This is a genomic window from Kordiimonas sp. (assembly GCF_048264555.1).
GTDB lineage: Bacteria > Pseudomonadota > Alphaproteobacteria > Sphingomonadales > Kordiimonadaceae > Kordiimonas.
In genome coordinates, this window is record NZ_JBLXCX010000005.1 from 167,961 (window position 1) to 181,945 (window position 13,985).

The 13,985-nt window shown below is 54.8% G+C and carries 8 protein-coding genes; 3 read left to right on the forward strand and 5 right to left on the reverse strand.

Annotated elements, in window-relative coordinates; translation table 11 throughout:
- The first annotated feature begins 8 nt into the window (after positions 1–8).
- Both ACN0XZ_RS14590 and ACN0XZ_RS14595 read left to right on the forward strand, forming a co-directional pair.
- The gene (locus ACN0XZ_RS14590) at positions 9–3,281 is read left to right on the forward strand and encodes a S41 family peptidase (RefSeq protein ID WP_417458521.1); all 3,273 of its coding nucleotides are present in this window, start codon (positions 9–11) and stop codon (positions 3,279–3,281) included.
- Positions 3,282–3,304: 23 nt separating this feature from the next.
- A complete protein-coding gene (locus ACN0XZ_RS14595; RefSeq protein ID WP_417458522.1) occupies positions 3,305–5,029 on the forward strand; it encodes a dipeptidyl-peptidase 3 family protein in 1,725 nt (574 codons plus the stop codon).
- Between the two features lie 53 nt (positions 5,030–5,082).
- On the opposite strand, the gene ACN0XZ_RS14600 is transcribed toward ACN0XZ_RS14595, so the two are convergent.
- From ACN0XZ_RS14600 to ACN0XZ_RS14615, 4 genes are all read right to left on the reverse strand, one after another.
- A complete protein-coding gene (locus ACN0XZ_RS14600) occupies positions 5,083–6,831 on the reverse strand; it encodes a sensor histidine kinase (protein WP_417458523.1) in 1,749 nt (582 codons plus the stop codon).
- Positions 6,831–8,429, reverse strand: a complete 1,599-nt coding sequence (locus ACN0XZ_RS14605) for a DUF3369 domain-containing protein (protein WP_417458524.1) — start codon at positions 8,427–8,429, stop codon at positions 6,831–6,833. The genes ACN0XZ_RS14600 and ACN0XZ_RS14605 overlap by 1 nt, the downstream gene beginning before the upstream one ends.
- 111 nt (positions 8,430–8,540) lie before the next feature.
- Entirely contained in the window at positions 8,541–9,077 is a 537-nt protein-coding gene (locus tag ACN0XZ_RS14610) for a PAS domain-containing protein (protein WP_417458525.1), read from the reverse strand.
- A gap of 74 nt (positions 9,078–9,151) precedes the next feature.
- Positions 9,152–10,651: an oligosaccharide flippase family protein gene (locus tag ACN0XZ_RS14615; RefSeq protein WP_417458526.1), complete on the reverse strand. Its 1,500-nt coding sequence runs from the start codon at positions 10,649–10,651 to the stop codon at positions 9,152–9,154.
- Positions 10,652–10,913: 262 nt separating this feature from the next.
- Between ACN0XZ_RS14615 and ACN0XZ_RS14620 the strand changes: the two genes are divergently transcribed.
- Positions 10,914–12,464 carry an MFS transporter gene (locus ACN0XZ_RS14620; RefSeq protein WP_417458527.1) on the forward strand — a complete coding sequence of 517 codons (1,551 nt, stop codon included), beginning with the start codon at positions 10,914–10,916 and terminating at the stop codon, positions 12,462–12,464.
- A gap of 247 nt (positions 12,465–12,711) precedes the next feature.
- Here ACN0XZ_RS14620 and ACN0XZ_RS14625 read toward each other — a convergent pair whose 3' ends face one another.
- Positions 12,712–13,983 carry a M24 family metallopeptidase gene (locus ACN0XZ_RS14625; RefSeq protein WP_417458528.1) on the reverse strand — a complete coding sequence of 424 codons (1,272 nt, stop codon included), beginning with the start codon at positions 13,981–13,983 and terminating at the stop codon, positions 12,712–12,714.
- Positions 13,984–13,985: the final 2 nt, after the last annotated feature.

The following is a 13,985-nucleotide window of genomic DNA, read 5'->3' on the forward strand; positions in this document are numbered from 1 at the left end:
GGGATTTTATGTTCAGCAAGAAAATGAAGCGTGGCGCTATTGCAGCGACGCTGGTTACCACATGCCTCACATCCGGCGCAGTCGCGCAGTCCAGCGCAGAGATTGGACCAAACTTTCTGCGCCATGCAGCAATTTCTCCAGATGGCCGCACTATCGCGTTTAGCTACCGGGGTGATATCTACAGTGTCCCATCTGGCGGCGGCACCGCTACTCCGCTTACCCTGAATGCCGCCTGGGAGGGCCACCCCGTCTGGTCGCATGACGGCAAATCCATCGCTTTCGCGAGTGACCGCAACGGCAATCTTGATGTTTATGTCATGCCGTCAGCGGGCGGCGAAGCCAAGCGTCTAACCTTCCACAGCAACGATGACATCCCCTCAGATTTCAACAAAGCGGGTGACAAGGTGCTGTTTTCGAGCGGACGGCTAAAATCCGCAAAAACAGCGCTGTTCCCGACAGGTCGCGTGCCGGAACTTTATGAGGTGGCAATCACCGGCGGCACGCCACAGCAGGTGTCCGCAAGCGGCATAACAGAAGCGCGCTGGGCCAGTGACGGCAAAACGATCCTCTACCGGGAGGAAAAAGCCTACGAAGCCGCCAATCGCAAACATGACAGATCTGCCTTCGCCCGTGACATCTGGGCTTTGGACCCTAAATCCGGCACCCACACCCAACTGACCACCGAGGCCGCTGGCGACCACACACCCATACCTGACGGCAAGGGCGGCTTTTATTTCCTGAGCGATCGCGACGGCACCTTCGATGTCTGGCACCAGAATAAGGACGGCGAAGCCGAGCAGATTACCAAACACGGGCCTCATGCAGCGCGTGCGCTCAGCATGGCCACCAGCGGTAATGAGAAAGGCAAACTGGCTTACCTCTATCTCGGAGACCTATACACAGTTGTGCCCGGTGGTCGTCCCAAACTGGTGGATGTGACCTTTGCTGCCGATGGTCATGGTCGGCCCGTGGAAACTTTCCCGGTCGCTGACAATATCGAAGAATTTGCGGTGTCGCCAAACGGCAAGGAAATAGCTTTTGTGGCGCGCGGCGATGTTTTTGTGACCGCCACAGAATATGGTACGACCCGCCGTATTACAGAAACCCCGGTACGCGAACGCCACGTATCCTTCACCCCCGATGGCAACGGCCTTCTCTACGCCGGGGAACGGGACGGCAAATGGCAGATATTTGAAAGCAAGCGTGCTGACGAGGCAGAGCCCTACTTCTTCACCGCAACAAAGCTTGAGGAAAATCTGCTTTTCAGTTCTGACGAGAACGCCTTCCAGCCACAATCATCTCCTGACGGCAAGAAAGTTGCTTTCATTGCAGGTCGAAATGCCCTCAACGTCTTTGACCGCGACAGTGGGGCAATCACGACGACCCTCGCCAAAGACTATAATTATTCCTATGTGGATGGGGACATCACATTTGAATGGGCGCCTGATAGCCAGTGGCTGACGGTGGATTTTGCGCCCAATGGTCGTCTCTTCTTCACCAACATTGCCGTTGTAAAAGCGGACGGAAGCGAAGCGCCGCATGATATCAGCCTCTCGGGCTATACCGACATTGCGCCAAGCTGGCATAGCTCAGGCGGTATCGTGACATGGTCGACCGCACGGTTTGGCCAGCGGGATCATGGCAGCCATGGCACCCAGTTTGATATTCACGCCGCTTTCCTCAACAAAGATGCCTGGGATACCTTCAACCTGAATGCGGAGGAGTTTGCCCTCAAGAAGGAAGCGGAGGAAGAAGCCAAAAAGGCGAAGAAGGAAGGCGGGAAGGCCGACGACAAAAAAGGTGACGAGGAAGACAAGAAAGTCGATCCCATCACTATCGACTGGGCTCGTATCGAGGACCGCCAGAAGCGCCTGACCATTCATTCATCAGACCTGGCCGGTTCTGTTCTCAGCAAAGACGCAGACAAGCTTTATTATCTCTCTGCCTTTGAGGGCGGTTATGACCTTTGGGTCCATGACTTCCGCGAAGAGGAGACCAAAAAACTCCTGCCTCTCGGCGCCGATTATGCCTCCATGGAACTATCCGAAGATGGCAAAAGCCTTTTTGTTTTGGCGGGGGGTGCTTTGCAAAAAGTTGATCTCGGGAGCACCAAACCAAAGGGCATCAAGGTTGCCGCGAATCTGAGTGTGAACCCAAGTGCCGAACGTCAGTATCTTTTTGAGCATATCTGGCAACAGGTGAACGATAAATTCTACCGGCCCGACTTCCACGGTGCTGATTGGGATGCGATGTACCGCGACTACGCTCGCAAAATCAAATCCCTCGGCAACAACCGTGACTTTGCCGAGCTGATGGATGAAATGCTGGGCGAACTGAATGCCTCGCACACAGGCGGGCGGTACCGTCCGAACCTGGGGGGTGACGCCACGGCATCGCTTGGCCTTCTCTTTGAGCCCGGCAGCTTCAAGGTTGCTGAGGTGCTGCCCAAAAGCCCCATCACGGAGCAAGACAAAGCTGTCTCAAACGGGTCGGTTCTAACTGCCATCAATGGTGTGAAACTAGGTAACGGCGTCAACTACCATGCCCTTCTTCAAGGTACAGCTGGCAAACGCACGCGCCTCTCCTTCAAGGGGCGGGCAGGTGACGCTTTTGATATTGTGGTGAAACCCGCCAGCCTTGATGACGAATCCGACTGGATGTACGAGCGATGGGTCGAAAGCCGCCGTGCGTTGGTTGACAAACTCTCCGGCGGTCGGCTGGCCTATGTGCACGTCCCTAATATGAGCGACCGCACATACAGAAGCGTCTACCGCGAGATGTTCGGCCGCGGCATGGCCAAAGAAGCCATTGTTGTGGATACCCGCTTCAACCGTGGTGGTGACCTGACGGACGACCTCATTCAACTGCTGGGCGGCAAGCAGTATATGACCAATGTACCCAATGGACGGAAAGCTCAAGGCGAGCCGCTGACACGCTGGACCAAACCCTCCATCGTGCTGATGAATGAAGGCAACTATTCAGACGGTCATTGTTTCCCAACCGGTTACACAGCCCTTGAGATGGGCAAAACCATTGGCATGCCGGTTCCTGGCACCTGTAGCTATGTGTGGTGGGAGGGTTTGATGAGCGGGGATGTTGTTTTTGGCGTCCCGGAGCTTGGCATACAAGATAACGACGGCAACTGGCTTGAGAACAAGCAGCTTGAGCCCACCATCAAAGTGAAAAACGAGCCTAAAGCGCAAGAAACAGGGCAGGATCAACAGCTTGAGAAAGCGGTTGAAATCATGCTGCAGGACCTTGATGCTTCTGGGCGAAACTAAAGAACAAGACGGAAGGGACACTGATGTCTAAACGCATATTGGGCTTGGCGGCCGCCGCGATCGTGGTGGCTGGTGCCTACTATTATTATAATGAGCAGCAAAAAACCTGTTGCACACAGGAGCCTGCTCCAGAGGCCACTGCCGGGCCTGGACATATGACGGCAAAAGAAGATGCCTACAACCTGGCGGCCCAACGCGCCAAGATCGCCCGCATCGACATGAACACCGACACGAGCTTCCTCTCGGATGAAGAGAAAGCCGTCGTCAACAAGCTGATTGTTGCTGCAAATTATATGTCGGACATCTACCTGCGCCAACGCAGTGAGCATAACCCTGAGATCAGGGCGGAAATCGCATCGTCCAGCCTTCCCGACAAAGACCTGCTGCTCGATATGTTCGACCTGCACTTTGGCCCATGGGATACGCTTGATGAAGCACATCCGTTTTATGGTGACAAAGAGATGCCCGCAGGCGCTGCCTTCTACCCGGAGGATATGAGCAAGGAAGAATTTAACGCCTGGCTTGAGGCCCACCCCGAAGACCGCGAAGCGTTCACGAGCCTTTATACCGTTATTCGCCGAGACGGGGACAAGCTTGTCGCCATCCCTTACCGCGAGCATTACCGCGAGTGGCTTGAACCAGCGGCACAAGCCCTTCGGGAAGCAGCGGAGATCACCAGCAACGCCAGCCTGAAAGATTTCCTGTCTAAACGCGCAGAAAGCTTCCTGACGGACGAATATTTTGAAAGCGAGATTGCCTGGATGGACCTGGAGGGCACCCCGATCGAAGTCGCGATCGGGCCCTATGAGGTCTATACCGATGGCCTGTTCGGATATAAGGCAGCGTATGAGGCTTTCATCACCATCAAAGACCCGGAAGAAAGTGCGGCAGTTGCGCGGTACAAAAACTACCTGCGTGACATGGAAGCCAACCTGCCAGTGGACGAAACCTACAAAAACTTCAAACGCGGGTTCGCGAGCCCTATCGCCGCAACGGAGCAAATCCACGGCGGCGGCGACAATGTGCCGGGCGTTCAAACCATCGCCTTCAACCTGCCAAATGATGAGCGTGTGAGGGAAGCCAAGGGCGCAAAGAAGGTTCTCCTGAACAATGTACTTGAAGCGAAATTCAAACTGATCCTGGCGCCGATGGCAGAGCATATCCTCGTGCCCGCGCAAGCTGAAAAGCTGATGGCAAAATATATGGCGCTTGAAACACTCTTTCATGAACTGAGCCACAGTCTGGGGCCTGGCACCATCACAAAAGATGGCGTTGAGACCACCGTGAATGCAGAGCTGAAAGAGCTCTATTCAGCCGTTGAAGAAGGTAAAGCCGACGTCATGGGTGTCTACAACATTCTCTTCATGATGGAAAAAGGCGAACTGCCGAAAGTGGAGCGGGACAACCTGCTGGCAAGCTATTTTGTCGGCATCTTCCGCGCCATGCGATTTGGGACGGACGAAGCGCACGGGAAAGGCGCAGCCTTCCAGTACGCCAAATTGCAGGAAGCAGGCGCCTTCACCATAGATGCGGAGAGCGGGTTATACACGCTGGACTTTGATAGGCTCGAGACCTCGGTGACCGATATCGTCCGCACGGTCGTAATACTTCAAGGGGACGGTGATTATGCTGCCGCCAAAAACTTCCTCGATACTTATGGCAAACTGGACGATGCAGCAAAAGCCGCTATCAAGCGGACGGCAAATATCCCAGTGGATGTTCAACCGGTTTACCCAGAAAAACTTTAAAACCCGGGCACCGTAGCAATACGAAAGGCGCCGCAGATGTGGCGCCTTTTTATTTATACACCCGTACCTTCAAGCGGCAGCTTGATGATAAACCGTGCGCCGCCCCCCTCCGCCTCCTCCAGAGCGATAGTGCCGCGAAGTTTCTGATAGACGGTGTTATAGACGATATTGAGCCCAAAGCCTGAGCCGCCCTTGTTGCGCGCTGTCGTGAAAAACGGGTCAAATATCTTGTCCCTGATCTCTTTTGCTATACCCCGGCCATTGTCGCTCACTTCCAGCTGCACATTGCCGCGCATTTTTTTTGCACGCACCGAAATCTCCTTCTCACCCGTGGACTGGTCTTCAAAGGCGTGCAGCGCTGCGTTCATGATCAGGTTGGTAAGGATATGGGACAAGTCGCCCGCAGCGGTGCGCATGATCAGCCCGGGTTTATGGTCGGCGGAAACCCTAACTCCTTTTTTCCGGAGGGTGGGTTTAAGGCTGTCGACCACCTCGCAGATATAGGCGCCAACATCCAGTTCACGAACATCATCCGCTGTCTGGTCAACCGCAACCATCTTGAAGCTTCTGACAAGATGCGCCGCCCGCTCAAGGTTTCGCTCGGCAACCATCGTGCCTTCTGCTACCGCCTCCATGAACCCACTCAGGTCAGAGCGCTTGATGGAACCACTTTTAACCGCTCGTTCAAACCCCGTGAGTTCCTCCGCCATATGGGTGATGCTGGTCAGCGCCACACCAAGCGGGGTGTTAATTTCATGCGCCACGCCCGCCACCAAGCCACCGAGCGATGCCATTTTCTCCGCTCGTATCAGCTCATCCTGCGCCAGCTTCAGGGTTTCCATAGCCTGTTCAAGCTCCTGAGTGCGACTTTTGACCCGCGCTTCCAGCATTTCGTTGAAGCCGCGCAAGCCTTCCTCCGCTACTTGCCGGTCATGAGCTTCCAGCATGCGAATGATCAGTCCACTCAGGTAGGAAACAAAAGATATCTCGCTCACAGTCCAGATACGCTCACAATCGGCTTCCGCCACCAGCACAACCCCAACGGCGCGCGGGCCACGGCATATAGGAACGAGAAGCACAGACTGAAATGGCAAGGCCGTATCCATCTGCAGGTCAAAACCCTCAAGCTCCGGCGCCTCTGCCACAGGAAGGATGCTGCTAGGTTTCGTGGTTTTTATCGCTTGAAAAAGAGCGGGACAGGCGGCTTCGTCCACACGCCCCAGATCCTGATGGCCCGCGCTAGCCTGCCAGTAGCTTTCCTGTGCGTAAAGCGCTGTACCGTCCACATTCAGTAGCCATATATCGGTGCGGGAAGCGCCCAATGCTTCACAAGCAACCTCGGTTATAATCTCGTAAGCCCGCGTTTTAGTACCGTTATATATCGCTTCTTCTGCAGCTAACTTCGTAAGCGCCGCGTCCATGCGTGCAACGGCATCCATGGTGCGCTTTTTAGCGGACAGGTCCCGGATAAGGGTGACCACCCCGCCATCCGGCAGTGGCAAATCATCAATCGCGAAAACCCCGTCCTCGCCAAATCGAAAGCCTCCCATGTCGGACGACAGGAGCTTGTCACCCGCTGTGTGCTCTTTGAGATCGTCAATGGTTTTGCGAAAAGCATCGTCTTGCCGCAGTACATCGCGGATCTCATCCCGTGTCCGCCCGGTCATGTCTTGTTTGGCAAAAGCCGGGAAAATCTCCGGCACTCGCGCGTTATAGGACTGTAGCCGCCCGGCAGCATCATAAACGATGTAGGCAACTTGTACGGCCACCAACTGGCCGTCACCCACCTCGCCCGAAAGCATCAGCTTTTCCCGCCGTCTGGTAACTCCAGCACCGGTTCGTCATGATACTTGACATACAGCTGCCTGATCTCCGGCAGGTGTGCCATGAGCGCATCAACGAGCTCGGGCTGAAAATGTTTGCCGCGCTCTTCTTCTATGAGCGCAAGTACGTCATCTTCTGGCCAGGCCGGTTTATAGCACCGCTCAGACAATAGGGCGTCGAACACGTCTGCGATGGCAGTGATACGACCGGCGAGTGAAATTTCCTCCCCCTTCAAAGCACGGGGGTAGCCGCTACCATCCCATTTTTCATGATGATCACGCGCGAGATCAGCAGCCACACGCAAGAGCTCCCGGTCAGAACCCTGCAATATCTCAAACCCAAGCCGCGCATGGCTGCGCATAATCTCTGTTTCGTCTTCGGTATGCCTTCCGGGCTTGTTGAGCACAGCGTCGGGGATACCCACTTTGCCGATATCGTGCAGCGGGGATGCAAGGCGCAGAACCTCAATATCATGCTCATTCATGCCCATTGCTTTACCGAGCAGCTTTGATAGTTCCGCCACGCGTTTCACATGGTTCCCGGTCTCGTTGCTGCGAGTTTCAACAGCTTCTGACAGGCGGTACACCACCTCGCGCTGCGTATCGACCAGCGTGTTGCGGAGGTAAAGGTTTTCAACTGCGATCAATACATTCCGCACAAATATCTGGATGAGCTGGGTATCAATCTCCTTAGGGTGCCCTTCGCCCACCAGATAGAGAATGCTGGCACGGCCCGAGTTTCCAACCACCATGCCTACATAAGAGCCGTCGACCCAGAAACCATATTCACCGCGGCCACGTTGACGATGTTCCTCAATCGCGGAGGAGACTTTGCCTGGCAAAACGCCCCACGCCGACTGGCCAACATTCTCGCTGAACCGCCCCGTGCCCGCCACAAGCGTCATCTCCTTACGGTCATGGGTGGCGGCAGCGGCCTCCTCAAGCGAAAAGGCAACATCAAGCCCGCCCACCACCAGCGATGAAACTTGTTCAAGCACACCACTCGCGAAATTATCCAGAAACTGTTCCTTGAACATCTGGGCAGACGCTCCGATCACACGTTCAAGGCCGCGTTTGCTGGCTTCAATAATATGAATATCGCGATAGCTTCTAAGTGTGGCGTACATCAGCGTGAACAGCTTCGTCGCACTCAGGTCGGTTTTTTCTTTATAGTCATTGATATCGTAGCGCACGATCACGTCACGTTCAGGCGCCTGACCCGGTTGACCCGTCCTCAGCACAATACGCACCATATGGTTTTCAAGCTCACCACGGATAAATTCTACGAGATCGAGCCCCGCCGAGTCGTTCTCCATCACCACATCAAGCAGGACGACCGCAATGTCCGATTCAGCCCGTAAAATAACACGCGCCTCCGACGCACTATTTGCCTGCAGGAACTCGAGCGGTCGCCCGTCAAATTCAAAGCCCTTGAGCGCGAGCTTGGTCGCCACATGCACATCAGGTTCATCGTCTACAATGAGGAGACGCCAAGGAGATCTGGCGTTTTTTGTTGCCGGTTCATCATCTTCGATCCGCAGATCATCGTCTTCGATGATCACATAGTCATCGGACATTATACGTCCTTCGAGCAAAGGTTGTCGTGCAACTCACCCTCAGGACCGGCAGGGCGCGTCGCTACTCAGGACTGATACAGCCCATGATGGCAGAAACCCTTTTACGATTTGTTAATCAGGCTCAGAAGCACAGACGATACCGCCAGAACGCAAGCTTACTTTTACATGAAGGAAAAGCCGGTCGATACACTCGCCATCCTCGGAAAGTGGCACATAGAGCACACCTACTTTAAGGTGGCTTTTTTCATCAGACAGCGCTGCGGTTTCGGCGTATACGGGGCGGCGCGTTTCCACGCATCGGCGGCAGCTCACAAGAATACGCTCAGCCACTTCAGGTGCTGCGCCCTCGGTGACGGTGAGCCCGGTAATTTCGCCATAGAAACTGGCGACGGTGGTGCCCATCAGCTGGACAATGGCATTGGAGAACAGACCTTCGTCATCATACAGAAGGGAAAAAAGGCAGACCTCCGGCAGAATATCCTTCAACTCAGAAGGCTGAACATCTGCCCGGTTGGGAAATCTTTTGCCGCCGGTTTTAGCCTCAAAATATTTGAGCCCCTTATCCACATGCTCATATTTTGCTCGCACGTCTTCCGCATCAAGCACGGAATAGAGCTCGAAATCGTGCTGCTCTCTGGTTTGAGGCATTTCTTGGTCAAGCGAGGTAGGGATGATCTTGGCTCCAGACAGGTTTACGCCTCAGGATAGTATCACACCATAACTTATTCGTTAACGGCCCTGCCGCGCAACTTGTTGAAGGTTGCAACGAGCGGAGAGCGGAAGAAAAACAGGAGAAAAGGTGCCAAAATAAGCGTCACTATACCGCTGACCGCGAGGTTCATAAACGGTGCGGTAATGTGAAGTGCCTCCAGATAATCCCTCAGGATCAACATGAGCATACCGTATAGGGTCATCATCAAGGCAGGCGGCCAGATCGCACGCAGAATATCGCCTATGGAGATATCGACCATTCTTGACAGCGCAACCTGAGAGACGAGCGTGAACACGAGGTTTGGTATGACAAACGAAAGCGCCATAACGAGTATGCCATATGGTGCAGCGAGAGCGAGTACAACAACGCGCGCGAAAAACGTAACAAGGTCGACGGTGAAGGACACCTTGGTTTTACCAAGAGCAAACATCAACTCGCGGCCAATAAAAAAGGGCGCGCTTGCTATGGCTGCGAGCGCCAGAGCCCGGGCCGGTGGCCCTGCGGCTTCCCACTGCGTTCCATAAAGCAACAGGATCGCATGGTCGCCAAATACCGCGAGCCATATGAGGGCTGGCCATAGGAAATCTGAAATCGCACGCAACCTGTATAGATAAACGTTGCCCATCTCGTGACCCTCGCGCTTCTCGCTTGCGAACGTCGGGAAGAGCACAGCACCAATCACCCCAAACAGCTGGTCCCACACCATACGGTTCATAGCTGCTGCACGGTCATAGAGACCCGCTGCCGATATCCCGAGAGACTTACCCACAATCAGGTCAGGGGCCGAATTGCCCGCCATGGTGACAAAGGTGGAACCTGCTATCCAGCCACCATAAGACAGGGCTTCCTTGGCATGGCTGAGCGCTATGCCAAAATCGCTGAGATGCAAATGCCGGGTAGCGCAGATAAACGTATGAAATACCAGAAATGATACTGTCCCTGCCGCCAGCGCATAGTAGCTATAGCCCAAAAGCGCGAGCCCAACAGACACGAAAGCCGATAACAACGTGGCCGCAAATTCAATGGAAGCCAGAAATCCAAACTCAAGCGCACGGGCGGCGCGGGTCTGTATCATCATCTGGAAAGGGAAAATGATAAAATTGAGGCTCAGGATATGCAGCATAACGGCCATGGCGGGTTGACCATAATACTCACTCAGCGGCCCCGCCGCTACATTGAAGCCCGTGCACAATATTACACCAAAACCAAAAACCAGGGTGAAGCCTGATCGCATACGACCCTTCTCAATAGTTTTTGATTGCATCAGGAACTGGTTAACACCAAGACCCCGCACACCGTTCGCAACCATCAGTGCCGCAAAGGAGATCGCAAACAGACCAATTTCGCTGGGGTTCAAAAGCCGGGCAATCCAGGCTGAGCTGATAAGTTGCACCACGGCTTGTAAGCCTCGGGCCGCAAACATCCATGACATGGATTTGCCCACAGACGTGGCACCCTTCTGGGTCTGGTCCGTCACCTGCTTTGGCACTGTTTCCTGCTCTTCGCTCATCTGACCCTATTGTACTGATTGCCCCTCGTGATCCTCACCGTATCTTTGATACCCCCGTGCAACAAGAAGGAAAGCGTCTGGCACTCACCGAACGCTTGCGGCGCAGATTGTCGCAGCAATCAGACCTCTCGTCCGTTTGACGTTGACGTAACGGCAGGCCCTCGTCTTAATGACGCAGCAGTACTGGCGCGGAACGCGCCCAACAAAGGCCCGGGCGACATATGAGATAGAAGCACTAGGGCACAAGGGAGAAGGGGAGACTATGTCTGAGGGAAAGACTGACCTCCACACCACCTCGGTGAAGGACGTCAAACAATTGGGGACATTCGCGGCCATCGCCAGCCTGTCCTACGTATTTTGGGTGTGCGGCGGCATGGAGATGGTGGAACGTCTCGCGTTCTACGGCACCCGGCAAGTGGCAGGACTTTACGGCACCGATGCCGCATCCAATGGCGGCCTTGGCCTTGTTGAAGCCCAGGTGGGCATCATCATGAGTGTATGGGTCATTGTGCAAACGTTTGTGCCCGTGTTTACTGGCGGCATCTCGGACCGCATCGGCTACAAAGAGACCATTTTCGCTTCAACCGTGTTCAAAATAATGGGCTACCTTTTAATGGGCCTGTTTCCCACGTTTTGGGGCTTCATGGCTGGCGCTGTTGTCCTGGCGTTCGGCACCGGCATTTTCAAACCCGGCATTCAGGGCACTATCGTTAAGGCCACCAACCGACAAAACAGCTCCATCGCATGGGGCGTGTTCTACCAAACCGTCAACATAGGCGGTTTTCTGGGGCCTGTTGTCGCGGCCTATATGCGGCAGCTTGAATGGGCTTATGTATTTTATGCTTGTGCGGCCATCATCTCGCTCAACTTCCTGTTGCTGATGACCTACAAGGAGGTGGGCAAGGACGACCGCCTCGCGCACCGCGCCAAGGTCAAAAGTGGCGAAATCACCGAAAAACCCCTGTGGCGGGATAGCCTGTCCGAACTCGCGAACCCTGTCCTTATCTGGTACATCGTGCTGTTCTCGGGTTTCTGGTTCATGCTCTATATCTTCTGGGATATCGGGCCGCTTTTCTTCCGAGACTGGGTAGACACCAGCGTGATCGTCCGCGACGTCTGGGGCGCTGAAGGTCCAAGCGATTTTGCGATCCGCTTCTTTGCCATGAACAATGAAGGCACCATGATCATGCCCGAAGGCATGGTCAACCTTAACTCGCTCCTGATCATGCTGATCTGCTTTCTGGTCGCAGGGGCAAGTGCGAGGCTCAAGGCCGCCAACTCAATGGCGATCGGGACATTCCTGGCCTCAGGCGCTTTGCTGATTTTTGGTGGTTTCAACTATGCGTGGCTGATCGTGCTTGCTGTGGTCATCTTCTCCTTTGGTGAGATGCTCGCGAGCCCCAAATCCAGCGAATATATCGGCAATATCGCACCGCCACAGAAGAAAGCCATGTATCTGGGCTTCTCACAGCTGCCGCTTGCGATTGGCTGGATGAGCGAAGGTTTTATCGGCTTCTATCTATATGGCGAACTGGCCTCCAAGGAACAGATATCCCGCAAGGCCTTGCTTGAGCATAATCTGACACCTGAGCAAATCGCTGCGGTGCCAAATGGCGAGGCTTTCCAGAAGCTCATCGAGGTGACGGGACAGACAGCAGACGTACTGACACAGCAGTTATATGCGGCCAATAATATCGGCGCCGTCTGGTATCTGATGGCAACAGTGGGCATTGTCTCTGCGCTTGGGCTCTACGCTTATGGCAAATGGACCTACCGCATCGCCATGATCAGGGAAGAAGAGGCGACAGCTTAGAACAGCGCTTCTCCCACTCACAAAAGAAAAGGCGGTGCCAACGGCATCGCCTTTTTTTATTCCTCACCTGCAACCCGGTTTTGTCCGCCCAGCAAAAAGAGAGGCATGCCACCCCCATCAATGGCACGCCCCCAATATGCAGTCTGTCGATCACCAGTCGACGCCGTGCACCATGCCCGAGAACGTGCCGCCCGCCTACCTAGAAAAAATTTAGGTAAACATGACAGTTCGGTTTCAAATCAGGGTCTTACCCCATTTTGCCGATGGGTTTTTCAAGGCTTTCCGGGGGCACTGTAAACCAAGCTGGCCCCTCGTCGGTCATATAAAGGCAGTCCTCAAGGCGCACGCCGAATTCACCAAAAATATAGAGGCCCGGCTCGTTCGAGAAACACATACCCGGCGCGAGCGGTGTGGTTTCACCGTGCACAAAATTCACGCTTTCATGGCCCTTCATGCCAATGCCGTGACCGGTCCGGTGGCTAAGCCCCGGCGTTTTATAGCCCGGGCCATAGCCCAGGGCTTCATAGTAGGCGCGCACGGCATCATCCACTTTGCCGGCGGGCGTACCAAGCTTGGCTGTCTCAAATGCGATCTGTTGGCCTTTGCGCACAGTATTCCATACCTCACGCTGGTGTTTGCTTGGCTCGCCAAACACAAAGGTCCGGGAAATGTCAGACTGATAGCCCTCAACCGCGCAGCCACAGTCCATCAGCACGATGTCACCTTCCTTCAAGGTTTGTGGCTGACCGGTGCCGTGGGGGTAAGCACTCGCTTCCGCCATCAGGGCCATATTCCAGATACTGCCACCACCAAGTGCCGCTTGTGCTGACCCCATGAGCGCCGTGATATCGCCGGGGCTCATGCCAGCCTCAAGCTTTTGCCACACATGTTCATAGGCCTTGAGCGTAACCTCGTTGGCTTTTTTCATCAGCGCAATTTCGTGGGCAGATTTATACATGCGGCACCCAAGCGTCACCGGCAGGGCCGAAGCGATCTCAATCCCCGGCGCAGCCGCTTTCATGCCCTCCACCACAAAGTAGCGGACGGTATCTTCAAAGCCGATCTTGCCGCCGGTCAGGCCTCGATCCTTAAGGATGCCCGCCACGCGTTCAAACGGGCTTTCATGTTCATGCCAGGTGCGCACATCATCACCAAAGGTCATGCTTTCACGCACGCTCGGCTCTTCAAAATAAGGGGTGACAACAGCGATCTCACCCGAAGCAGGGATGACAACAGCCGTCAGTCGCTCACTACGCCACCAACTGATACCGGTGAAATAGAGCATCGCGGGCCCGGGCTCCAGGAGGATCGCACCAAGGCCATGCTCAACCATCAACTTCTGGGCTTTGGCGACGCGGGCTTTACGTTCTTCAACGCCTATTGGCTTCACATCCGCTGTGATGCGAGAGAGAGCTGGCTCCGCCGCATGCACAATGTTGGCAGATGCTGCCCCAAGCACGGCCGCACCTGCTGCAGCCCCCGCACCAAATTTTAGAAAGTCCCGTTTTGAAAGTGTCATGC

Excerpts from the sequence above, each read along its gene's own strand:
- ACN0XZ_RS14620 (WP_417458527.1), top strand. The coding sequence starts at position 10,914 with ATGTCTGAGGGAAAGACTGACCTCCACACCACCTCGGTGAAGGACGTC.
- ACN0XZ_RS14590 (WP_417458521.1), top strand. The coding sequence starts at position 9 with ATGTTCAGCAAGAAAATGAAGCGTGGCGCTATTGCAGCGACGCTGGTT.
- ACN0XZ_RS14600 (WP_417458523.1), bottom strand. The coding sequence starts at position 6,831 with ATGCTTTCGGGCGAGGTGGGTGACGGCCAGTTGGTGGCCGTACAAGTT.
- ACN0XZ_RS14615 (WP_417458526.1), bottom strand. The coding sequence starts at position 10,651 with ATGAGCGAAGAGCAGGAAACAGTGCCAAAGCAGGTGACGGACCAGACC.
- ACN0XZ_RS14625 (WP_417458528.1), bottom strand. The coding sequence starts at position 13,983 with ATGACACTTTCAAAACGGGACTTTCTAAAATTTGGTGCGGGGGCTGCA.
- ACN0XZ_RS14595 (WP_417458522.1), top strand. The coding sequence starts at position 3,305 with ATGTCTAAACGCATATTGGGCTTGGCGGCCGCCGCGATCGTGGTGGCT.
- ACN0XZ_RS14610 (WP_417458525.1), bottom strand. The coding sequence starts at position 9,077 with ATGCCTCAAACCAGAGAGCAGCACGATTTCGAGCTCTATTCCGTGCTT.
- ACN0XZ_RS14605 (WP_417458524.1), bottom strand. The coding sequence starts at position 8,429 with ATGTCCGATGACTATGTGATCATCGAAGACGATGATCTGCGGATCGAA.